Source organism: Bifidobacterium apri (assembly GCF_009299485.1).
Classification (GTDB): Bacteria; Actinomycetota; Actinomycetes; order Actinomycetales; family Bifidobacteriaceae; genus Bifidobacterium; species Bifidobacterium apri.
Genome location: NZ_WBSO01000003.1, coordinates 19399 through 42669, shown reverse-complemented (window position 1 = coordinate 42669; position 23271 = coordinate 19399). Strand labels below are relative to the sequence as shown.

The window sequence follows — 23271 nt, the reverse complement described above, 5'->3', positions numbered from 1 at the left end:
ACACCGCCGCCACTGCCGCCACCTTCGCCGCAGCTACCACTGCCGCCATGGCATGATTACCGCCAATCATCATCGTTATTCCGGCCAATGCCCCGCCGAGTGTGCGAATCCGCCATGGGCATACGACCCGCGGTTGGACGGATGGCAACCGTGCCTTATCATGCGGGTATGGCCAGCGAAAGCAAACGACATCGTCTCGAACGTATGCATGATGAATACCGGATTCTGTGCGAGGAGTTCCCCGCCCCGGCATGTGCGTTGCATTTCACCAACCCCTTCGAACTGCTGACCGCGACGATTCTGAGCGCCCAAACCACTGACAAACGCGTGAACACGGTGACCCCAGCGCTGTTCGCGCGCTACCCCGGACCGGAGCAACTGGCTGCGGCACGGGCGGAAGACGTCGAAGACATCATTCGGCCGCTCGGCTTCTACCACGCCAAAACCCGCAATATCATCGCCATGGCGCATGACGTGCACGAACGGTTCGGCGACACCGTCCCGCGCACCATGGACGAATTGACATCACTGCCGGGCGTCGGACGGAAAACCGCGAACGTGGTGCTCGGCAACGCGTTCGACGTGCCGGGCTTCCCCGTCGATACGCATGTGATCCGTGTGACCGGCCGCTTGCGCTGGCGCACCGACTGGCGAACCACACACCCAGACCCGGTGCATATCGAACGCGAAATCACCGCGTGCTTCCCGCCCGAGGAATGGACCAATCTGTCGCACCGGCTGATCCTGCACGGCCGGGCGACATGCCATGCACGCAAACCCGACTGCGCCGCCTGCCCCCTCAACGACACCTGCCCCAGCGCCGGTACCTTCGGGTGACTATACCAGCCAGAGAACCGTTACGACAGTATTAAAGTATGCTGATATGAACAAAGTATTCTTCGGTTTTACCCAAGTTTCATTGGCCTTGCTGACAGCCGGCTTCACTTGGCTCTTCTGCGATACGTTCACTCCTGCACTGTTTGTGGGATGGGATGCCATTTCCAATCTCGAGCCGCTGGTCAACGCAGCCATCATTATCACCGCGATATGTCTACTTGTGGCGGTCGAATCCGTTAATGCGACGCTGTATTCAACACATTCAATGCATTCATCGCGTTCAACCGCCAACTCCAGCACATCCGACCCCCAAACCGCCACCGAGGGCAATGCCCGGGGAACCTGTGTTCGCGGCGCCTTGACCATTGCGGCGATATCCATGCTCGTGCAAGCCGCCGCGAGCGTTGTTCTGTTCATCATATTCTGGGCATGTTCCGGCCTGATGCACCCGTCACTTGTCTTCGCCGAACTATTGATGCTTGTCTGGTCCTTGGGCACCGCCGCCCTGTTCTCTGCCGCGCGCGACAAGCGCGTCGGGTGACCGAAAGACCGCCAGAAGACCGCCACCATCCGATCGAAGGGGGTATGCACGGGCGGCGCATCGGCGGGGTTCGCGGTAGACTCGAATCATGACGAAGAAGCAGCAGGGCGAGCTCAGACGATGGATTGCGTTCAGTGCCATCGTCGTCGCCCTGTTCGCGCTGATCATCCTCGGAAAATCCATCGCCGAGCGTAGCGGGATCCTTGACGACACCGGATTGATCGGCTCCAATTCAACCATCGACATCGGCCTCATCGACGCCCCGAAATCATTGGATATCCGCACCGAACAAGGCACGGCGGTCGAACAGGCACTACTGGGCAACGTCTATGAAACGCTGATCGGTCGCGACGAGAACAACAGACTCATCCCCTCGCTCGCCAACAGCTGGTCCACGTCAAAGGACGGCCGGACAGTCACGCTCCGCCTGCGCGCCAATACAACCTTCTCCAATGGCGACACGCTTGACGCCGACGATGTCGTCTGGTCGCTTCAACACATCATCAGCGACAAATATGTTGGATATGAACGGCTGGGTTCCATTGCCGCCGTCTCCAGCGAAGACGCCCGCACAGTGACGTTGACGCTTCGTGAACCTGACGCGACATTGCTGCGTGCGCTATCGGGACGCGCCGGCATCGTCTACGACAGCACAGCGAACCCCGATTATGCGACGCAGGCGATGGGAAGCGGTCCGTTCATCGTCGAAAGGACATACCGGCAAGGCGCTGCCACCATCACCCTGCAACGCAACGAACGATATTGGGGCAGCAGTACAGCGGCGAGCTCACAAATCAGTCTGCATTATTATGGCGACGAATCCTCGTTGATCAAAGCCGCCGCCGATGGCAAAGTAGAGCTCGCACTGCCGCTGGAGCATACCAGCATCGCGGATATCAGCAAACGCACCGGCATGAAAGCGGTCCAAGGCTCCAGCACGTCGAAAGTGATGCTCGTCTTCAATTGCGGTACGGAATCCCCGATGTCGGATCTGCGCACACGCCAATCGTTCCGTTATCTGATCGATACCGCCGCGGTCGCCTCCTCAGCTACAGACGCGAAACAGGCGCTCGGCGGCCCGATCGGCCCGCTGGAACCCGGGTATGAGGACTTGACGGGGGTCTACCCGCATGATCAGACGAAGGCCGCGCAGATGCTCACCTATTATTCGACCCGGTATTTCGGCGATCTGACGTTCCTGGTACCGCAGGAATACCAGACGCTTGGCGAGCAGTTGAACGAGTATCTCAAACAAGGCACTTCGACGCTGACGACCATCAATCCGGATATGCAGGTGGTCGATGACGCGACACTCAACCAGCGGCTGGCAAGCGGTGATTTCAAGCTCGCGCTGATAACCGTCAGCGGCACGGACAATGTGGACTTGTTCAACGGCGTGAACAACACGCTGCAATATCAGAACGGCAACGCGCAGCAGGAATACCAGCAGGCGGTCGCATCGGCGAACGATGCCGACTACGCCGCGCATATGAAAACGTTCGCACAGACCGTCAGCCAGGACGCGGCAGCCGCATGGCTGTACGAGCGGGGCATCAACATCGCGGTCAACCCGAAGCTGACCGGATACCCGGTGAATCTGACCGATGAGATCCTCCCGCTCAAGGATCTCACACTGGGCAAGCAGCACTGAGCGGCACCCGACGGTCGGCGGCTCCGGCAGACGGCAGCCGGAAACTCATATGAGCCGGAGTCCGTCGCCATCCGAAGCCCGTCATCAACCGGCATGCGTCCACAGCTGACGCGCGCCGAACGGAAGCGTCTCGCAACCCGTCTTGCCACCCGAAAGGCCGCTCCCCTGTTGTCATAATCGCTCCCTAAACTAGCGGTTATGACTGATCAGGACAATACCATCACCGCGAACCTGACCCCGCTGCCTGACAAGGTGGGCGTCGACGGGCTCGAAGACAAGTGGCGCAAGACGTGGGACGAATCCGGCGTCTACAAATTCCGCAACACCCGCGACCGCAAGGCCGTCTATTCGATCGATACCCCGCCGCCCACCGTTTCCGGACATTTGCACGTCGGTCACGTGTTCTCCTACACGCACACCGATATCATCGCCCGTTTCAAGCGCATGCAAGGCTTCGACGTCTTCTACCCGATGGGCTGGGACGACAACGGCCTGCCGACCGAACGCCGTGTGCAGAACTATTACGGCGTGCGCGTGGACACATCGCTGAAGTACGATCCTGATTTCAAACCGCCGTTCGAAGGCACTGACGGCAAGAAGATCGACGCGAAGGACCAGGTGCCGGTCAGCCGCAAGAACTTCATCGAACTGTGCGAGCGTCTCACCAAGGAAGACGAGAAGCAGTTCGAGGAGTTGTGGCGTTCGCTCGGCCTGTCCATCGACTGGTCGCAGACCTACCACACCATCGGCGAGCATCCGCAGCGCGTCGCCCAGAAAGCCTTCCTGCGTAATCTCGCACGCGGCGAGGCCTATCAGAAGGACGCTCCGGGCCTGTGGGATGTGACCTTCCAGACCGCAGTCGCCCAGGCTGAGCTGGAAAGCCGCGAATACCCCGGCTTCTATCACAAGATCGCGTTCCGTTTCGAAGACGGCACCCCGATTTACATCGAAACCACCCGTCCTGAGCTGCTCGCCGCCTGCGGCGCGCTGATCGCCAACCCCGACGACGACCGATACAAGCAGTATTTCGGCCAGTATGTCTACTCCCCGCTGTTCAAGGTCAAGGTGCCGATTCTCGCGCATCCGGCGGCGGAGATGGACAAGGGCGCGGGCATCGCGATGTGCTGCACCTTCGGCGATGTGACCGACGTCGAATGGTGGCGTGACCTGAAGCTGCCGACCCGCCCGATCATCCAGCGCAACGGCCGTATCATCATGAGCGTGCCGGATTGGATCGAGGATCCGCAAGGCCGCGCGATTTTCGAGGAGACGGAAGGCAAGACCACCTTCTCCGCCCGCAAGATCATCGTCGACCATCTGCGTGAATCCGGCGATATGGACGGCGAGCCGAAGCCCACCACCCGTATGACGAACTTCTACGAGAAGGGCGATAAGCCGCTCGAAATCGTCACTTCCCGCCAGTGGTATCTGAAGAACGGCGGCACGGACAAGAAACTCAACGCCGAACTCATCGAACGCGGCAACGAGCTGAAGTTCCACCCGGACTTCATGCATGTGCGGTACGACAACTGGGTCAACGGCCTCAACGGCGACTGGCTGATTTCCCGCCAGCGCTTCTTCGGCGTGCCGTTCCCGCTGTGGTATCCGCTCGATGCCAACGGCGAACCAGATTATGAGCATCCGCTCACCCCGCGTGAAGACCAGCTGCCTATCGACCCGACGAACGACGTGCCGGACGGCTATGACGAATCCCAGCGCGACCAGCCGAACGGCTTCACCGCTGAGAAAGACATCATGGACACGTGGGCGACGTCCTCCCTGACACCGCAAATCGTGACCCACTGGGCGGAACCCGGCGAGGAGAACGAAGCGCTGTTCAAGGCGACCTTCCCAATGGATCTGCGTCCGCAGGGCCAGGACATCATTCGCACCTGGCTGTTCAGCTCCATCGACCGCGCGCATCTCGAAAACCATTGCCTGCCGTGGGCGAACGCCACCCTGTCCGGCTGGATTCTCGACCCGGACCACAAGAAGATGTCGAAGTCCAAGGGCAATGTCGTTGTGCCGAACAAGCCGATCAAGCAGTTCGGTGCGGACGCCGTGCGCTACTGGGCCGCTTCCGCGCGCCTTGGCTTGGACGCCACGTATGACGAAGGGCAGATGAAGATCGGCCGTCGTCTGGCCATCAAACTGCTCAACGCCACGAAGTTCGCGCTGGCCATCGGCCGTGAGGACGAGAACCATCATGTCGGCGCCCCAGCCGTCGCGCATTGGAATCCCGCCGACGTGACCGAGCCGCTCGACCGCGCGGTCATGGCGAAGATGGCGCTCGTGATTCGTCAAGCGACGAACGCGCTGGACTCCTATGAGCATTCAAAGGCGCTCGAAGTCATCGAAAGCTTCTTCTGGCAGTTCTGCGATGACTACATCGAACTGGTGAAGAACCGTGCGTATGGCACTGCTGATTCGACCGGCAAGACCCCGAGTGAGGCGGCGGTCAAGTCCGCGCGCACCACGCTGGGGCTTGGTCTCGACACCTTCGCCCGCCTTCTTGCCCCGTACCTGCCGTACGCGACCGAAGAGGTGTGGTCGTGGATGCATGCGGGCGAAGGCTCCGTGCATCGCGCTGCATGGCCGAAGCCGGAACCGTTTGAGCAGGCGGCGTTCAAGGTCTCCCCGGACGTGCTGACGTATGCCGGCGAGGCGCTGGCTGCGCTGCGTAAGATCAAGTCCGAGGCGAAAGTCTCGATGAAGACGCCGATTCTGTCTGTCACGCTTGACGCGGTGGATGATGCCGCTGATTCCATCAAGTCCACGCTTGGCGACATCGCCGAGGCGGGACGTGTGGTCGGCAATATCACGCTGGTTCGTGCCGGCGCTGCAATCAAGGCCGTCAAGCAGGTTGCCGCCGCAGCCAAGAGCGCTGCGGAAGACGCGAAGAACGAGGCTGATGCCGCGGTCGCCGTCATCGTCAAGGACAGCGAACTGGGCGAACCGCCTGCCAAGAAACCGCGCAAGTAACAGCAGGCATTCCTTTTCGCTCCTGATACGCAAACTGGTTACGCTGGGCAACCGCTCAGCGTAACCAGTTTGCGTATCGGGGGGGTGGGATCACAGCCCGTCGGTGACCATCAGGAACCGTGCGCCTGTGGTATGCGTATTGACCGGGGTCACTACATCTCGCGAAGCCCCCTGACGCCCGATACGCGAAGCCTCGGTGGCATCCGCCTCAGGTCGAGTGCCACCGGATGTTGACGCTTTCGACACGGCAGTTCGCGCTTCGGCGATCGCCCGTGTCAACGCGGCGGATGAGGACGTTCCGTCTGCAGTCAGCGTGTCCACGGCATTCTTGATGATGTCGGCGGCGGTCTCCACCGCGACCACATCGTTCACGGTTCCCGACATATCGGTCTCAATGCCGTGCGTCTGCCCTGACAGGCCATACAAGGTCCGCGTGGAGGCAAGCGGAGCGGCGGGTGCGCTGGCGGCAGCATCCGGGTCGGCCCCGTCAGAGTCACCGTCAGAACCACCGCTAGAGCCACTGCCGATACGAGTCCCGGCGCGCCTTTGCGAAGCGTAGGAGGCCAATCCGGTCGCCGTCACCGTCTTCCAATCCGATGCCGTGTCTTTGGCCGAACCAGAGGCATCGCCATCGGATTTCGCAATGAGCGCGGCCAACGTGAGCAGCATATTCCCCTGCCCCTCACGTGCTTTCGCCGCCGCCATCGTGTCCAGTGCCGCTTGGACTTTCTGATTGTCAGACGTGAGGTTCTTGTTCGAGGCGAACTCGTCATTCGTCTGTTCGATGGCCTGCTTCGCGTACGCATCCGCGCCCGCCGCCGTACCTCCGGTCATTTTGCTCAAATGGCGTGTGTATGCGTCGGTGTAGGCCATCGAAAACGGGATCATCGCGTCGTGCATCATCTTCTGTCCGGTCTTGAAATCCTTCGCCGCGCGCGATAGTTGAGAAGCCGCTTGGCGTTTGAGGTCCGCCGCCAAACCGGTTGTTCCGCGCAACTCGATCTGCCTGATCGCATCATCAATCGCATCAGCCGCACCCTGATGGGATCGCGCGGCACTGCGATCATTGGTCGCATCGGAAATCTTGGCGACGGCGTGCGCCACCGGGGTATCGCCTTTCAATTCGGCTGCCGTGCCGAGCAGCGCACTCATCTGGGTGCTGTCGCCGATCGAACCGCTTAAATGCCCGGTGTACGAGGTCACATATGCGGCCATATAATCGTGGAACGCCTGCTGATACGCCGGGTCTGCGGCGGCGATGGCCTGTGTCGCCTTGTCTTGCTCCTCATCACGCATGGTCTTGAGCCGGTTCAGCAGTTTCGTATCATGTTTGCCGCCGCCGATCGCGATATCCGACAAGTTGCTGGCACGCGTGGCGAGCGCGGTCATGGAACGGCTGAATTCCGCGATATCGGAAGCTTCGACCGCGGCGACTGCCAACGGGCTCATCGAACAGTGCTTCGCATTGAAGAAAAAGTCGAAGGACGTGGTGCGCGCCGGCCTGCCGACCGCCACCACCAGCATATCCGTACCGTTTTGGGCGACCAGCGTGCCACTGCTGCCCGTAATCGCGCTCGTGACTTTGGTCGGCACGGTGAAGGCGATGACCGGGATTGTAGTCGTCGCATAATCCGTGTCGGCCAACGGGTTCGGGGACACAGTCACATGCAAGCCGACCAGGCCGTTCGCTCCGCTGACCGCCGACGAATCAACATTCGGCCCATTGAGACTGTACTGTACGCGTACGGTCCAAGGCATCGCTTTGAGACCACTGCTGACTTTGGTCAACGTGTTGGCGGCCGTGCCGGCGGCATGCTCTCCCCCGCCAACCGCCGTGGCAATAGGCTCACCCGCTCCAGTAAGCCCATAATCGATGATGGTGCCGGACTGGTCGATCTGGAAATCGTTGACGATATACAGTTCGCCGGAAATCGTCCCCGCGTGCAGAATACCGAAAACATCCTGCGTTTTCGTGGCAGCGGCAGTGCCGAGCGGATATTCCGCTTCGTGGGCGGGAGCTGCCCCTCCGGCTGCTATGGCAAGCGTCATCGCGCATGATACGGTAATGCCGCACACTCTGCCTGCGATGCGCCCCGGATGTTTTCCCTGTCCGCGCCGTGTGCTGCGGATCACCGTCATCAGTGTCGTTCACTCCTTGTTTTCGTGGTATTGTCTCGGATTCATGCCTCCGATGCTTGTCCGGATACGTCGTCCGCGCCGAGTTCCCAACTCACGCGAACACATCCAACACGCCCGGATCCCCGCCGGCGTCGGCGATGCGTTGATGGCGCTTCTTGGCTTCCGTGACGACGAATTCCCGGTACATCTCCGCGATTTCCGGGTCGAGGCCGGCTTCCTGCGCCACCCGGTGGAGCCGTTGGATTTGTGCGTCTTCACGCTTCCAGTCGGCAGGGGCGAATCCCGCCTGCGCCTTGAGTACGCCGACTTCGGAGGTGAATTTGAATCGTTCCGCGAGCAACGAGACGATAGCCGTGTCCACATTGTCAATCGACTGACGTAACGCCTTGATTTTCTGCACCGCCTGTGCGACTTCCGGATGCTCCTGCGCCTGCCGGGAATCGATGGTCGTGTCCTGCCAATCACCATGTTCGGAATCGTTCATGATGTCCAGATTATCAGCCTTGCCTTACCGAAGGCGATTTCACGTTTATCCACCAGCGGCAGCGTATCCCGCACGGATATCGCGTGGATGCGGATCCGCCGGTGTCGGCGCGCTGATGCCGCCTGCCGACACCGACGAGCCACCATGACAATGATGGCGGATCATCATCGGACAATCCGCCATCATCATGGTCAGCCGATGCGGCGCATACCGTCATCGCCTGATGGGCATCGGGTGAGCATCGGGGACACTCAGTTCGAGGATGCGCCCACACCCGACTGCTGCACCAGTGCCTTGAGGAAGTCACGATTGCTGGGGGTCTTCTTCAAGCGCGGCACCAACGCCTGATACGCCTGCTCGGGTTCGAGTCCGCCAAACAGACGACGCAAACGGTAAATGATCGGCAGTTCCTGCGGCGAAGTGATCAGCTCCTCGCGGCGAGTGCCGGATGCGTTGATATCGACGGCGGGGAACATACGCTTGTCGGCCAAATCGCGGCTCAACCGCAATTCCATGTTGCCGGTGCCCTTGAACTCCTCGAAAATCACTTCATCCATCTTCGAACCGGTTTCCACCAGCGCGGTCGAAATAATGGTGAGCGAACCGCCGTTTTCGATGTTGCGAGCGGCGCCGAAGAACTTCTTCGGCGGATACAACGCCTGCGCATCCACACCACCGGACAGGATGCGGCCTGACGCCGGTGCCGCGATATTGTAGGCGCGGGCGAGACGTGTCATGGAATCCAGCAGCACGACGACATCCTGACCGAGCTCGACCAGACGCTTCGCGCGCTCGATCGCCAATTCGGCGACCATCGTATGATCGCTCGCCGGACGGTCGAAGGTCGAAGAGATGACTTCGCCTTGCACAGTCCGCTCCATATCCGTGACCTCTTCAGGGCGCTCGTCCACCAGCACGACCATGAGATGGACTTCCGGGTTGTTCACGGTAATCGCATTCGCGATGGCTTGCAGGGTGATGGTCTTGCCGGCCTTCGGCGGGGAGACGATCAGACCGCGCTGGCCCTTGCCGATGGGGGCGACCAGGTCGATGATTCGGCCGATCAGCTTATTCGGCGTGGTTTCCTGACGGAGCCGCTCCTGCGGGTACAGCGGGGTGAGCTTGGCGAACTGCGGACGGTTCGCAGCCTCGTCGACACTCATGCCGTTGATGCTGCTGATCGCCTGCAACGGCACGAATTTCTGCCGCTGGTTGCGCCGGTCGCCTTCGCGCGGGGTGCGAATCGTGCCTTGCACGGCGTCTCCCTTGCGAAGACCGTATTTCTTCACTTGTCCCATGGAAACGTATACGTCATTCGGGCCGGGCAGATAGCCCGACGTGCGGATGAACGCATACGAATCCAGCACATCGACGATGCCGGCGACCGGGACGAGTTCCTCATTCTGCTCTTCGCCACGACGTTCGTCAAGATCGCGGCCGCGCAAGCGACGATTGCCGTTCCTGCGGTCATTGCGCTCGGAGCGGTCGTTGCGATCAGACCGGTCGGAATGCTCGCCACGCTCGGTTCGTTCATTGCGTTCCGCACGATCATTGCGCTCGATACGGTCGTTGCGACCGGTTCCACGACGGCGACCGAATGCGCGATCGTCACCGGCATGTTCCTCGTTCTTCTGCGCCGGAAGGCTTGCGAGAATATCGTCAAGATCCCGCACGGCTTCTTCCTCACGTTCCTGCACGGTTGAATCCGCACGACCCCCACGACGGCGAATCTCACCATGGTCACTGCCACGACGGCGGGTGCGCATGCCTTCGCTGCTGTCAAGATCAAGCTGGTCGAGCAGAGACGAGCCCCCGGACTCACCGCCGCGACGATGATTGCGGCGCTCATGCACGCGCGACATTTGCAATTCACCTTCCATCGAGGAAATCGCCTCGGTATGGGCAATCGGCGGGACGCGCAACGGCCTGCGCTCGGTGTGTGCCACCGGCTGAGCACTCTCGGCTGCCGGCTTGAAAGCCGGCTCAGACTCGGATTTGGATGCTTTCGCCGCAACTGTCGGCTGCGCTTGCGATTGTTCCGAAGCGGCGGTCTTCTTCACCGGCTTCGCCACACGCACCGTAACCCCGGCCGGCGCCTGCCCTCCAGTGCGAGCCGCCTGCAACGTTGCGAGCAGCTGGGGCTTACGCATGGTTGACGTGCCACGCAGACCCATCTGCTTGGCGAGCTCCCTGAGCTCGGGCAGCTTCATATCCTCAAGATTTTGGCTCATTGCCTAATGTTGCCTTTCTGTGGCTTCTACCGACGCTACGACGGCGAGCTGTATGACAAGATGCGGAAAAACCGCGATGAAACGTTCGATGACCACGGTCTTCAGACCCGACCGAACTTTCATTACTGTACAACGCAGCCGCGACCGGCGCAACACACCGCCACCTATGGTGACGCGCTTTGCCGCCATGTGAATCAAACAGCCCGCCGACCCGATGACGGGAAGGCGGGCTGTCAGCAATGCTCGCGGTTGCCGCTACTTCTGCTCGTGATAGGACTTGTCGGTATTCACCGACCACACGTTCTTCTTCGACGTCTTGCCGGTCTTGATGTTGTTGACCGCCTCGATCGCCGTGGCCATGGAATGATCCATGTTGTTGTACCGGTGCTGGCCGTTCCGGCCCACACAATACAGGTTGCCGAAGGAATCAAGGTATTCGACGAGCTCCGGCATTTGCGCGTAAGTGTCGAAGTACGCAGGATACGCCTTCTTGACACGCTCACGATGCGAATCCAGTACATCCTGCGGGCCGTTGATCACGCGCATGCGGGTCATTTCCTCGATGGCGAACTTTGTGGCCTCCTCATCGGTCATATTCCAAAAATCGTCGCCTTCTTTGCAGAAGTATTCAAGACCGATCCACACGGTGTCGTCAACATCCTTGACCAGGTACGGGCTCCAGTTGTTGAATACCTGGATGCGGCCGACCTTATAGCCCGGATCCTGCACGTAAATCCAGCAATCCGGCACAATCGGCGGGTTGCCGAGCGTGGGGATATCGGTCGTGTTCTTCAAGCGAAGATGCTTGACCAGCAGGCCGACAGTCACGAAATCACGGTACGGCAGACCATTGGCGATCGCTGTGATGTCCTTCGGCGCAGGCTTGTCCGACTCGTCCACCGCATTGATCAAATCCTTGACCGGCATGGACGAAATGAACTGGTCGGCTTTCAGCTCGGTGCGATTGCCCTCATGATCGACGTAGATGACGGACGCGATCTTGCCGCCTTCCTGACGTACTTCGACCACCTTGGCGTTGGTGATGACCTTCGCCCCAGCCTGCTCACAATTATGCTCGACCGTCTCCCACAACTGGCCCGGGCCGAACTTCGGGTACCAGAACTCTTCAATCAGGGAAGTCTCGACTTCCTTCGAATCACGCTTCTTCGGCAGGAGCTTCTGGAACGCGTTCTTGAGCACGCCCATGATGCTCAGGCCCTTGACGCGCTGCGAACCCCAGTCAGCGGAAATCTGGCTCGGGTGACGCCCCCACAGCTTCTCGGTATACCCTTCGAAGAACATCGAATACAGTTTGCGGCCGAAACGATTGATGTAGAAGTTTTCAAGGTTCGTTTCCGGCAGCTTGTGGAATACGGATTTCAGATAGCTGAAGCCGGCGACCATGGTGAGCTTGAAGCCCATGGCCTTGAGCGTATTGGCAGACAGGGAAATCGGGTACTCGAAGAAATGCTGATTCCAGAAAATACGGGACACACGGTGACGCTTGAGCATCACCTTGTCTTCTTTCTCCGGATCCGGCCCGCCCGGTTCCAAATCATGATGACGGCCGAGCTTCTTGTCGTCATAGGACGGGGCGCCCTGGAGCGGCAGCACGTCCTTCCACCAATCCATGATGCGGTCGTCCTTCGAGAAGAAACGGTGGCCGCCGATATCCATACGGTTGCCGTTGTGCTTCACGGTACGCGAAATGCCGCCGAACTCCCCGGTCTCTTCAAGCACTGTCACGTCGTACTGCTCGGCGCCGCCTTTTTTCACCAGTTCCCACGCGGCGGTAAGACCGGCGGGACCGCCGCCGATAATCACGACAGACTGTTTCTGTGCCACAATGACCTCCTGGATAACACAACAAATCAGTGAAACTCTACATGATTCGGCGCATCATGGACGCCGAAGCCGAAAAGGTACACGAATAAACCGTATGTCATGCTAGCACTCCCCGCCACCAAACGGCGGGGAGCCGCATGAACCGCGTCAGGTCAACGAATCCGGAATATCGATATCGGTTTTCTGGACCTCTTCGACATTCACATCTTTGAAGGTGACGATCCGTACGCTTTTGACGAATCGGGAAGAACGATAGATATCCCATACCCACGCATCTGTCAATTGCACGTCAAAATACACGTCCTGCCCAGCGGAACGCACGTTGAAATCGACTTTGTTCGCCAGATAGAACCGGCGTTCCGTCTCAACGACGTAGGTGAACAGCTTGATGACATCCCGATACTCCCGGTACAGGGCGAGTTCGGCATCCGTCTCGTAATTGTCAAGATCTTCCGCGCTCATGCGCCCTCCTCCGTCCTACGCTCACGCTTACGACCGATGGTGCGCCACCACGCCTGTTTGGACGGTTGACGGTCGTGCGAGCTGTGCGGCCAATTCCCCTCACCGTCCAGCGTCTGATGGCCAGGCGCTCCCGCGGACGCGCGCTCATCAGCATCGGTTTCTTCATGAGACGGGTCGGCAGCCGCACGATCGGAACCGTCATGCGAAGCATCATCTTCCGACGCGCCGGTTTCGCCAATCGTATCCGGTGCCTGGGCATGCGCTTGCTTCACCTTCTGATCGCTCTGGTCAAGGTGCCGCTCGCTTGTAACGGCTGTGTCCGATGCGTGATCGACGCCATCAGCGGGGTGTTCACGCTTGCGAATCGCCAGCGAATGCTCACGCGCGCACAACGCTTCCTTGACACCCGGATTGTCTTCGAACACATGCATGCCGAAGACCTCGAGCGAACGGATCGGATCGTATTCGTCCGTCAGCATGTCCATAACGATGAGATCCTGATACTTGTTGTTCTCGGCGTCCCACAACGCATCGCGTGACGTGCCGGAAGGGATGAATCCAAGAGACTGATATACCGACAGCGAGCGCGTGTTCTTCTCCGGCACCGCGACCCAGATGCGGTGCATGCCCAAGCCGACCGGCCTCGGTGCAAAACCGAAGGTCATCACACGCGGCATCGCGTCGCGCGAATAGCCGCGGCCACGGTAATCTTTGCCAAGCACCACTTGGATTCTGGCGGAGCGGGACCATCCGTCGATATCGATCAGGAAAATCATGCCGATGACATTGTCTGTCGCCTCAGCGTCGATGACACCGTCGCCGTCGCGGTCGGCATCGGTCAGAATCGCCCATGCGATGGTGGGGCGCGATTCGGGATCCGCCACGCCGCAGTCCACGGATGCGCGGCCCTGCGCCCATGCTACGGAACGACGCACCCATGCGTTGACCGCCGCACGTTCGGATTCGCGGTCCTTGCCGGTGATGCCGGATGCATTGTAGAACGCGTCAAGCCGGTCGAGGCGCTCGAGATCCTCAAGACTTGCCGGGCGCAGATGCACCATCTCCCCACGGATTTCGGGAATGGTGATCTGGGCAGGCAATTCACGGCGATCATCACCGGTGACCGCATCATTGACCGTGCCATCCGCCACTGACTGTGTTTGTTCAGACATTCGCTTTCATCCTCATAAGCGTTACCAATACGGTCCCATTCTACCGAGCTGCGCAACAAAGTTGAAGGATTTCACGCAGACCTGTACGGAACATGCGAATACCAGTCCCCGTGATGCCCCCGACACGCCATGGACCGGATGTATCATACCCCCGAACGGATACCTTCGACGCGCTATGGATCGACTCGCCATGCCCCAGCGTCCGCTCCGCCTTCTGCCGACGCTGAGCGTCACCCCAGCGTCGGCAGAAACAGAAGAACAACCCTCTGCCGACACTAACGCCGCACCCAACGTCGGCAGAAACAGAAGGTGCACGCCGAATACAACAGCCCCGCAGAGCGTTGGTTCTGCGGGGCTGTCCTGCTTGGCAGGTCGCACATTCTGTCACGGCGGCAATGTCGGCGATTTGATACGGCAACCGTCTGACGGTCACGCCGTGCAATCACGCGACACAGCCGCCCGGGTCAACCGGTCAGTGCAGCTTCTTCATGACCAGTCCACTGACCGCCTTGGCGTCAGCCTGACCCTTCGTCGCACGCATCACGGCACCGATGATCGCGCCCATCGGCTTCATATTGCCGCTCTTGAGCTTCTCAACGATGTCCGGATTGTCGGCGAGCGCCTGGTCGACCGCGGCTTCGAGCGCACCCGTATCCTGGACGACCTCGTAGCCGTGCTTCTTGACGACCTCGTCCGGAGTGCCTTCGCCGGCGAGCACGCCGGCAACGGTCTTCTTCGCGAGCTTGTCGTTGAGCTTGCCGGAAGCGATGAGCTTCTCGACTTCGGCGACATCAGCAGGGGTGATCGGCAGTTCCTCAAGCGAAACGCCCTGTGCGTTCGCTTCGCGGGACAGTTCGCCGAGCCACCACTTCTTCGCACCGGACGCACCGGCACCCGCCTTGACGGTCTCTTCGATCAGGTCAAGCGCGTCGGCGTTGATCACGTCGCGCATCTCAAGATCGGAGAACTTCCATTCCTTCTGCAGACGGTTGCGACGCTCACGCGGCATCTCCGGCATATCCTTGGCGATACGCTCGATATGCTCCTTGGTGATATGCAGCATCACCAGATCAGGATCCGGGAAGTAACGGTAATCGTCGGCATCGGTCTTGACACGACCGCCGGCGGTGGTCTGCGTGGCCTCATCCCAGTGGCGGGTCTCCTGCAGCACTTCGCCACCGTCGGTCAGCAGCGCGGCTTGACGACGGATCTCGTAGACGATGGTCTTCTCGATGCCGCGGAAGGAGTTCACGTTCTTTGTTTCCGAACGCGTACCCAGCGGATCGGTGGGCTTGTTGCGCAGCGACACGTTGACGTCGGCACGCATATTGCCCTGCTCCATACGGGCGTGGGAAATACCCAGGGCGCGCACGATATCACGCAAGGTGCGCATATACGCGCCTGCGATTTCGGCGGCGCGCTCGCCCGCGCCTTCGATCGGCTTGGTGACGATCTCAATCAGCGGGACACCGGCACGGTTGTAGTCGACCAGCGAATGGTCAGCACCCTCAATGCGGCCATCGGCGCCACCCACGTGGGTGTTCTTGCCAGCGTCGTCTTCGATGTGCGCACGTTCGATCGGCACGCGGAAGATCGAGCCGTCATCCAGTTCGACATCCAGGTAACCGTTGCCGTTGGTCGGCTTGTCATACTGCGAGATCTGGTAGTCACGCGGCATGTCCGGGTAGAAGTAGTTCTTGCGGGCGAACTGGCTCCATTCGGCGATTTCGCAGTGCAGGGCGAGGCCCAGCTTGATGGCGAAATCGACCGCGGTTTCGTTGATCACCGGCAAGCTTCCCGGCAGGCCAAGGCTCACCGGGGTCAGCTGGGTGTTCGGTTCACCGCCGAATTCAATATGCGCCGGGCAGAACAGTTTCGTGTTCGTGCACAGTTCGACGTGGGTCTCCAAGCCGATCACCGGGTCGAACCGCTTGACGGCTTCAGAGAATTTCATCAGTTTTTCAGCCATTTGTCTTCGTCCTCCGGTTTCAGGCGTTCAGCCACGGCGTGGCCATCTTCGTGAGGATATTGCCGCCCCACTGCTCTTCCAAAGCCGCTTCAAGCGCTGCGGCGGGCTTGTACATGGCCTCGTCGTGACGCTGCGGCGCAAAGAACTGGAAGCCGACCGGCATGCCGTTGTCCGACAGGCCGCACGGGATGGACATGGCGGGCACGCCAGCCATGTTCGCAGGAATCGTCGCCACGTCGCCCAGATACATGGACAGCGGGTCGCTGGTCTTCTCGCCGAAGTGGAACGCGGTGCTCGGAGCGGTTGGGGACACCAGCACGTCGACCTGTTCGAAGGCCTTGTTGAAATCCTCGATCACCAAAGTGCGCACCTTCTGCGCGGAACCGTACCAGGCGTCGTAGTAGCCGGCGGACAGCGCGTACGTGCCGAGGATGATACGACGCTTGACTTCGTCGCCGAACCCGGCTTCACGCGTGTAGGCCATCATATTGGCGGAAGTCTGCGGCACGCCTTCAGGCGGCATCACGCGCAGACCGTACCGCATACCGTCGTAGCGCGCCAGGTTGGAGCTGACTTCGGACGGCATGATGATGTAGTATGCGCCCAACGAATACGGCAGATGCGGCAGGCTGACTTCCTTGACTTCAGCGCCCATGGACTCCAGCAGCTTGACCGCCTCGTTGAACCGGGCGGCAACACCGGATTCGAAGCCGTCACCGCCGATTTCCTTGATCAGGCCGACGCGTACGCCCTTGAGGTCACGCTTCAGGCCTTCACGGGCCGCAGCGGCGACCGGCGGGACCGGGGCGGGGATGGACGTGGAATCACGACGGTCGTTACCGCCGATGACCTCGTGGAGCAGTGCCGTGTCCAGCACGGTACGTCCGCAAGGACCGATCTGGTCGAGCGAGGACGCCATGGCGATCGCGCCATACCGGCTCACACCGCCGTACGTAGGCTTGACACCCACCGTGCCGGTGAATGCGCCCGGCTGGCGGATGGAACCGCCAGTATCGGTGCCGAGTGCAAGCGGAGCTTCATACGAACCGACCGCAGATGCGGAACCGCCGCCGGAACCGCCCGGCACGCGGGTCGTATCCCACGGGTTGTGAGTGTTGCCGAACGCGGAGTGCTCGGTCGAAGAACCCTGCGCGAACTCATCAAGGTTGGTCTTGCCGAGAATCGGCATACCGGCCGCCTTGATCTTCTCGATGACGGTCGCATCGTACGGCGGAACCCATCCTTCGAGGATCTTCGAAGCCGCCGTGGTGGGGATGCCCTTGGTGACGATCATGTCCTTGATCGCAATCGGCACGCCGGCGAGCTCCGGCAGGCCTTCCGTATCGCCCGCGGCGAGCTTCTTGTCAAAGGCGTCGGCTTGAGCGAGCGCCTCCTCGCCGGAGACGTGCAGGAACGCATTGATTGTCGGCTCAGCGGCTTCGATGACATCGAGGTGCGCTTGGGTCAGCTCACGGCTGGAAACTTCTTTGGAACGGATTTTTTCCGCCATGTGTGCGGCGGACAGTTTCACGAGTTCAGTGGCGTTGCTCATCATCACTCTCCCAGGATCTGCGGGGCAACGAACATGCCTTGATCAGTCGCGGGGGCGCCGGCGAGCGCCTCCTCCTGCGTCAGCGGGGTCACTGCGACATCGGGGCGCAGGTACGCCTCGAGCGGGACCGGGTTGGCGGTCGGCTGGACATCGTCCGTCGCCACTTTCTGGACTTCGTCAATCGCGTCGGCGACAGCGTTGAGTTCGCTCTGCATGCGGGTGATTTCCTCATCCGTCAGGGCGATTCTGGCCAAGTCGGCCAGATGCTCGATTTCTTCACGTGTGAATGTTGCCATGCACTCCACTATATGAGCCGAGTGTGACGTACCGGCGCATGCGGCGATGCAGGAAACCCTCGCTGAATCAGCTGCGAGACGCCACTCGTCCTATACGTCAAGGGCCTTGTGCCGAAACCATACGCTGGTTCTGGCACAAGGCCCTGAGTGGCGCTGCGCTGTGCGGACGTTCAATCTGCAGTCGGGTACACCGGCATGCGATCACAACGCACAATCACAACGTGCCATCACACCGCACAATCACACCGTCGTGTTTCGGCGCGAACGCACAACCACGATGACGCCCGCGGTGCCGAGCAGCGCCGCGATGACGATCATGAAGGCGATGCCGGCGCCACCGGTGAGCGGCAGCTGCGCGATGCTGTGCACATTCTCGACAGTCAGCGAATTGCTGCCATTGGTGTCCACGGCAGTCGCGGTGACCAGACCATACGGGTCAGATGCCACAGAGTCGCCGAACACGACCTTCTCGCCCTGATTGCTGATGGTGACGGTGAAGCTCAACCCCAAGGTGATATACCCGCTCGGGGCGGACACCTCGGTGATCTTGTAGGCCACATCCGGGTTCTGGGCCAGACCGTCGAAGGTCACCCAGCCATCGGCATTGGAAATCGCCTCATCATTGCCGCATGAAGCGTCACGGTTCGTGTTCGCGTTGACGTAGCCGGAAGGCAGCACCAACTGGTCCGGATCGGCGGATTCGATCTTGAACCGTGCGCCTGCAAGCGGTTTACCGGCGGCATCGACCTTCTTGAAGGTCAGCGTGGCGAGCACGCTATGCGCATAATTCTTCTTGTCGGGCAGCGTGCTCATATAGAACTCGTTGTCCACCTGGCTGCCGGCATCGTCGGTGACCAAGGCATCGTACGACACCTGCATGGAATACCCGCTGCCGATGTAGTTCTGCCACTTGGCGAGCGTATCTTTGGTGAACCGCACGGTGATGGTGTGACCGGTCATGCCGGTGGAAGAGTCGCCCGTGCCGTCGGCGGTGAACCATTTCTTGCCGCCCTCGGTGGTGACATTCGGGCCGTCTGAAGGCAGCACACGGTAATCCGATGCCGAAATCAGCGCGGAGCCGTCATCCGCGGTTACAGCCTTGCCGTCTTTGTCGACGATGGTGACTTTGATGCTGGACAGGTCGACCTTCAGACCCTTCTGCGGGGTGTTGACATAGTCGAGGTTGTTGTCGGTGACTTCATCGGTCTTGGGCACGTAGCCGTTCATCGTGTAGGTGAGCGTTTCGCCACGTGACGCGGTACGACCAGTACTGTCAATCTTCGTATCACTAGTCACGCCGAAGGACATCTCGGTGGAGTAGTTCTTCATTTCAATGAGCGCTTCGGATGTGATATTCGTCAGATGATGATTGCTGTCAATCGTGCCCGAGGCGATGATCATGGGGACCGCGTTGCTGGAATCTTCGACCACGGGGCTGGTCACATCGCGGAACAGATAGATGCCTGCCGGCAACTTGACGTATGCGCCGTACGAATTCGATGACCCTTGTGCGGTGGCGTTCATCAACGTCGCGGTTCCCGCAGTGGGCAGATCGCTCATGTGATTGACCAGGTACGTGGCGAACTGGCGGGTGACGCCATCCCATGGGGCGTCGCCTTCACGGTCGAGCATCCCCTTCGACAACGCCCAGGCGAGCGGATCGTCCACATCGGAGGGAACCTGCTGCGTAATCGTGGAATCCTTCAAGGCGTCGTTCAACGCCGCGGTGATGAGATTCGGCGATTTGGTCATCAATGCCGAATTGACGCGCACACCATACGCGGTACCGCCTTGGGTGGTGCCGTATTGGATGTAATCGCCGATTTTCACATATTCGAGCTTGTGCCCGTCGAGACGGTTCTTCGCGCTCGCCGTGAACATGAACTGCGCCTCATCCGTGGCTACCGTGCCCTGCGCGTTTGCAGGCGCGGCGCCGATGGCCAATCCGGCTACAGCGATGGCTGCCGCAGCGGTGGCGGACAGCAGTCGTTTCATGCTGAACATGATATTTCCTTTCCCTAGTGGTGGTCTCTCTCGTACAACGATTCCGATAATCCGTCCGGATCGCCGGGCGGCCTATCGGTGCGCGAGCGTCTTCGGCGTATCGCGGATACTGCGCAGACCATGACAGCGCCGCCGGCAAGCGCCGCCGCCACGCGCATGACAGCACCCGCCATCTGCGCCTGTCCACGCCCACCGGCGGCCGGAAGGGCGGCGACGCGCAGGAACCGGTTGGAGAAGTCGGCGACAGTGCCTGATATCTCCTGTTCATCTTGTGCGATCGCATCCCCCTCGTCATCGGTGGTGCGTGAAAGTTTCATCGTCGCCTGCAATGTGCCATCCCCGTCGTCGGCGACAGTGACCGTCACGTGGAATACAGCGGCGGAATGGAGCAGACCCGTATGCATGCCTGCATCGTTTTGCGTCAGCGTATAGTGGTATTCCCCTGCGGCCGGGAAGGCGATGTCGGGGAACACGGCCTGATGGCTTCGGCTTGCATTGTCGATGGTGATGGTGGCGGATGTCGCTCCCGCAGGCGTGCCTGCAGGCAACGGCGCGCCATCCAGTGCGGTCAACGTGTAGGTGAAGGTATCAGACGACTGCCATGGCCGGCCAACAATCGTAGATTTCACACCGATCGCCGTATCACCGGACAGAGTCGGGACATACCGGTTGGTCCATACGAGCCGGTCGTCTGCGGCTGCATCGCCGCTGGCCCCGGGAGCGACGGTGATGGCGGGGGCAGACACCTCCAAGGTGCCCGCACTGGTTTCGCTGACCTGGTACGTGACGGTATACGCGGCATCTGAATAGGTGATGCCGTTGGCGCTTGTCACACCGCTTTCCGGCACGCTGACGCCGTTCTCCCACGCCTGGGCGACGGTATACGTGTATGTGCCCGGCGTGCTGAACGCGATGCTGCCGAATGTAAAGTCGCAGAAGTTCTGCGTGCCGTTCATCGCGGCCGTGCACGGTTCGATGTCGCCGGTGCCGCCTGTACCGATGGAGAAGCGACCGACACCGTCCGCCGCCCGGACCGCATTCGACGGCAACGGAGCTTCGACTTGGTAGGTCTGTCCGTCAACGGTTGTGGTGCCGGAACCGTTGATGGAAAACAGGAAACGGTCCCCGGTGCGCCATTTGCGGTTATCAAGGATGAGACGAGCAGATAATGGCGTTGAGGTGACCGACGGACTGGAATAGTTGACGATATTGATGGCGCCGCTTTGCTGTTCGAGCGGTTTCCATGTCTTGTCGCACATGACGATCCGCAGCGTCAAATCCTGTGAGTTATAGTCGCGATAATCCACACTCGCCGTGAAATACCGCGTGTCCAGATCATACGTGATGCCATCGTGCTGGAATCCGGGCGTTGCACTGTCATCGTCTTCGACGGTCTTGCCGTCGAAAACCGGCAATTCCTGAATGCTGTAGCGGTACGTGCGGTGGACGGCCGCCGCGTCGAACTGTGCATCACCGAAAATCACCATGCCGTCGATGGTGTTGGTCTGGTTGGCGGCGCACGTTCCGGCAGCGCTGTCGCACGTGACGGTGGTGGGGTTCGCGTTCTCGAAACCGGTCGTCGGCATCAAGGGTGCGGATGCGTCGATGGTCGTGCCGGATTCCGCGTCCCAATTGCCGTACCAGCCGGTCAGGCGGAAGGTGAACTCTCCGGCATGCAACGGCTGAATCGTGTCAGACGATCCTCGTTTCAGGGTTTTATGCGCCACGAACTGTCTGCTCGAAGACATGATGTTCGAGGACAGTTTCAGGCTTGATTCCCTGCCGCCGCGGTTGAGATAGAACAAATCCAACGTGTGCCGGCTGCCTGCCGCGAAGGTGTCCGTCTGTTCGGCATCCCATGCGTTGTTCCGGTTCGTCATCAGGCCATTGCTGTCATATTCGGGTGCCGTCAAGCCGACCATACTGCTGATGGTCGATGACACGGTCTGTGCATTCGGCGTTCCGATCCTCGCCGTGACTTCCACCTTGCCGGAAGAGAAATCAATGGTTGTGCCTGCCGCGGTATGGATACCGCCCAAATCGCCGACCAGATGGCCGTCGAAGAACACCCACACGTCATCGTTGCCGGAGAACGTGAAGGTCATCGGACGGTAGATGCCGTCGGCAGACAATACGGTGCCATGGTCGGGCTGGGTGAAGTCGATATTGAGATGCATGCCGAACCAATGGCGGATTTTCTGCTTGGTGTTCGCACCTTTGGTGTGAATGTCGACCGTGCATCCGCCCGACGATGAGGACGGCAATGCGCTTTCGGCATTGAACGGCAGGAACTGGCCGCCGTATACAGAATCCGTGCAAGGTGCTGTGTACAGGGAGACCTGATTGCCGCCGTCGGCATCCTTGTTCGGGTCGAATGTGCTGTCGTCGGCGATCAGCGATGCGAAATTCTTGCTGCTGTCGTATGAGTATCTGCCGGTCGAATCCATCTGGAACAGGCCGCCGACACTGGAATACGCATATTTGTTGGTGGAGTAGTCGGTGTTGAACAGGTACCCCAGCGATTCGCTGCTGCCCGTGACAGCAGACGACAAAGCAGGTGCACCGTCGCTGCCAAGCTTCGACTGTACGATCCCCTGGGTCAAGGCGCCGTCGGATGTGCGTCGGTTGAAGGATTGCATGGTCTGCTGCTCGCCGTCGCTGAATTTCAGCGCATGGTTCCTGTTGATACCGGAATTGGCGTAGCCCGTCTGATAGTCGAACCCTGTGCTGAAGGAACTGGTGAAACGGTAGTTGAACAAATCCAATTGACTGCCCGCGGGCTCTATGGTGTTCGACGGGTCGATGGCGGTCAGGGCGGCGGCTTGGGCGGATCCGTCGGCATTGAGCAGACCTGCGGTGCAAACGACGGCGATGGCGATAGCCCACGCGGCAACGGCAGCGACGGCAGCACGCAAGGTCGAGCACGCGGCCCGCTCCATGCTTGCCGCGCTGCGCTTGCGTTGCCTGTACCGTTCAATGCCGATCATATCGTCCGCTCCTTCACCGGACCCGTTTCCACCCCAGCGTTCCCCCCTCGTTGGGAGAGCGCAATGTCTTCTTACAATCTTCATTATACCTGTATCAACAGTCCGCCAAGCGAACGCCA

Annotated in this window: 15 protein-coding genes; 4 read left to right on the top strand and 11 right to left on the bottom strand. The window is 60.3% G+C overall.

What is annotated here, in order from left to right:
- Positions 1-168 precede the first annotated feature (168 nt).
- The 4 genes from nth (at position 169) to valS (ending at position 6011) form a co-directional block, all read left to right on the top strand.
- Entirely contained in the window at positions 169-837 is a 669-nt protein-coding gene (gene nth, locus DSM100238_RS02805; RefSeq protein WP_152355383.1) for an endonuclease III, read from the top strand.
- A complete protein-coding gene (locus DSM100238_RS02800) occupies positions 767-1378 on the top strand; it encodes a hypothetical protein (RefSeq protein WP_167510999.1) in 612 nt (203 codons plus the stop codon). Before nth ends, DSM100238_RS02800 begins: the two co-directional genes overlap by 71 nt.
- Before the next feature lie 88 nt (positions 1379-1466).
- Entirely contained in the window at positions 1467-3029 is a 1563-nt protein-coding gene (locus DSM100238_RS02795; RefSeq protein ID WP_152355230.1) for an ABC transporter substrate-binding protein, read from the top strand.
- Between the two features lie 198 nt (positions 3030-3227).
- A complete protein-coding gene (valS, locus tag DSM100238_RS02790) occupies positions 3228-6011 on the top strand; it encodes a valine--tRNA ligase (RefSeq protein WP_152355229.1) in 2784 nt (927 codons plus the stop codon).
- Positions 6012-6101: 90 nt separating this feature from the next.
- Here valS and DSM100238_RS02785 read toward each other — a convergent pair whose 3' ends face one another.
- The 11 genes from DSM100238_RS02785 to DSM100238_RS02735 all read right to left on the bottom strand — a co-directional run bounded on the left by DSM100238_RS02785 (position 6102) and on the right by DSM100238_RS02735 (position 23152).
- Entirely contained in the window at positions 6102-8150 is a 2049-nt protein-coding gene (locus DSM100238_RS02785; RefSeq protein WP_152355228.1) for a hypothetical protein, read from the bottom strand.
- A 91-nt stretch (positions 8151-8241) separates the two neighbouring features.
- Positions 8242-8634 carry a chorismate mutase gene (locus DSM100238_RS02780; RefSeq protein WP_152355227.1) on the bottom strand — a complete coding sequence of 131 codons (393 nt, stop codon included), beginning with the start codon at positions 8632-8634 and terminating at the stop codon, positions 8242-8244.
- Positions 8635-8885: 251 nt separating this feature from the next.
- Positions 8886-10865 (bottom strand): transcription termination factor Rho, encoded by a 1980-nt coding sequence (gene rho, locus DSM100238_RS02775; protein ID WP_152355226.1) that lies wholly within the window; start codon positions 10863-10865, stop codon positions 8886-8888.
- Positions 10866-11120: 255 nt separating this feature from the next.
- A complete protein-coding gene (locus DSM100238_RS02770) occupies positions 11121-12710 on the bottom strand; it encodes an NAD(P)/FAD-dependent oxidoreductase (protein WP_152355225.1) in 1590 nt (529 codons plus the stop codon).
- A gap of 147 nt (positions 12711-12857) precedes the next feature.
- On the bottom strand, positions 12858-13172 hold the full coding sequence (locus DSM100238_RS02765) for a DUF2469 domain-containing protein (protein WP_152355224.1): 315 nt from the start codon (positions 13170-13172) through the stop codon (positions 12858-12860).
- Positions 13169-14344: a GNAT family N-acetyltransferase gene (locus DSM100238_RS02760; protein WP_152355223.1), complete on the bottom strand. Its 1176-nt coding sequence runs from the start codon at positions 14342-14344 to the stop codon at positions 13169-13171. Before DSM100238_RS02760 ends, DSM100238_RS02765 begins: the two co-directional genes overlap by 4 nt.
- 472 nt (positions 14345-14816) lie before the next feature.
- Positions 14817-16313: an Asp-tRNA(Asn)/Glu-tRNA(Gln) amidotransferase subunit GatB gene (gene gatB / locus DSM100238_RS02755; protein ID WP_152355222.1), complete on the bottom strand. Its 1497-nt coding sequence runs from the start codon at positions 16311-16313 to the stop codon at positions 14817-14819.
- Between the two features lie 19 nt (positions 16314-16332).
- Positions 16333-17865, bottom strand: coding sequence for an Asp-tRNA(Asn)/Glu-tRNA(Gln) amidotransferase subunit GatA (gene gatA / locus DSM100238_RS02750; protein ID WP_167511017.1), 1533 nt, complete (start codon positions 17863-17865; stop codon positions 16333-16335).
- A 2-nt stretch (positions 17866-17867) separates the two neighbouring features.
- Positions 17868-18161 (bottom strand): Asp-tRNA(Asn)/Glu-tRNA(Gln) amidotransferase subunit GatC, encoded by a 294-nt coding sequence (gene gatC / locus DSM100238_RS02745; protein ID WP_015451102.1) that lies wholly within the window; start codon positions 18159-18161, stop codon positions 17868-17870.
- 240 nt (positions 18162-18401) lie between these two features.
- Positions 18402-20165 (bottom strand): SpaA isopeptide-forming pilin-related protein, encoded by a 1764-nt coding sequence (locus DSM100238_RS02740; RefSeq protein ID WP_152355220.1) that lies wholly within the window; start codon positions 20163-20165, stop codon positions 18402-18404.
- 14 nt (positions 20166-20179) lie between these two features.
- Complete coding sequence (locus DSM100238_RS02735) at positions 20180-23152, bottom strand: Spy0128 family protein (protein WP_167511000.1); 2973 nt, start codon at positions 23150-23152, stop codon at positions 20180-20182.
- Positions 23153-23271 lie beyond the last annotated feature (119 nt).

Coding starts and splice junctions, on each gene's coding strand:
- nth (WP_152355383.1), top strand. CDS start 169: ATGGCCAGCGAAAGCAAACGACATCGTCTCGAACGTATGCATGATGAA.
- DSM100238_RS02800 (WP_167510999.1), top strand. CDS start 767: ATGCACGCAAACCCGACTGCGCCGCCTGCCCCCTCAACGACACCTGCC.
- DSM100238_RS02795 (WP_152355230.1), top strand. CDS start 1,467: ATGACGAAGAAGCAGCAGGGCGAGCTCAGACGATGGATTGCGTTCAGT.
- valS (WP_152355229.1), top strand. CDS start 3,228: ATGACTGATCAGGACAATACCATCACCGCGAACCTGACCCCGCTGCCT.
- DSM100238_RS02785 (WP_152355228.1), bottom strand. CDS start 8,150: ATGACGGTGATCCGCAGCACACGGCGCGGACAGGGAAAACATCCGGGG.
- DSM100238_RS02780 (WP_152355227.1), bottom strand. CDS start 8,634: ATGAACGATTCCGAACATGGTGATTGGCAGGACACGACCATCGATTCC.
- rho (WP_152355226.1), bottom strand. CDS start 10,865: ATGAGCCAAAATCTTGAGGATATGAAGCTGCCCGAGCTCAGGGAGCTC.
- DSM100238_RS02765 (WP_152355224.1), bottom strand. CDS start 13,172: ATGAGCGCGGAAGATCTTGACAATTACGAGACGGATGCCGAACTCGCC.
- DSM100238_RS02760 (WP_152355223.1), bottom strand. CDS start 14,344: ATGTCTGAACAAACACAGTCAGTGGCGGATGGCACGGTCAATGATGCG.
- gatB (WP_152355222.1), bottom strand. CDS start 16,313: ATGGCTGAAAAACTGATGAAATTCTCTGAAGCCGTCAAGCGGTTCGAC.
- gatA (WP_167511017.1), bottom strand. CDS start 17,865: ATGAGCAACGCCACTGAACTCGTGAAACTGTCCGCCGCACACATGGCG.
- gatC (WP_015451102.1), bottom strand. CDS start 18,161: ATGGCAACATTCACACGTGAAGAAATCGAGCATCTGGCCGACTTGGCC.
- DSM100238_RS02740 (WP_152355220.1), bottom strand. CDS start 20,165: ATGTTCAGCATGAAACGACTGCTGTCCGCCACCGCTGCGGCAGCCATC.
- DSM100238_RS02735 (WP_167511000.1), bottom strand. CDS start 23,152: ATGATCGGCATTGAACGGTACAGGCAACGCAAGCGCAGCGCGGCAAGC.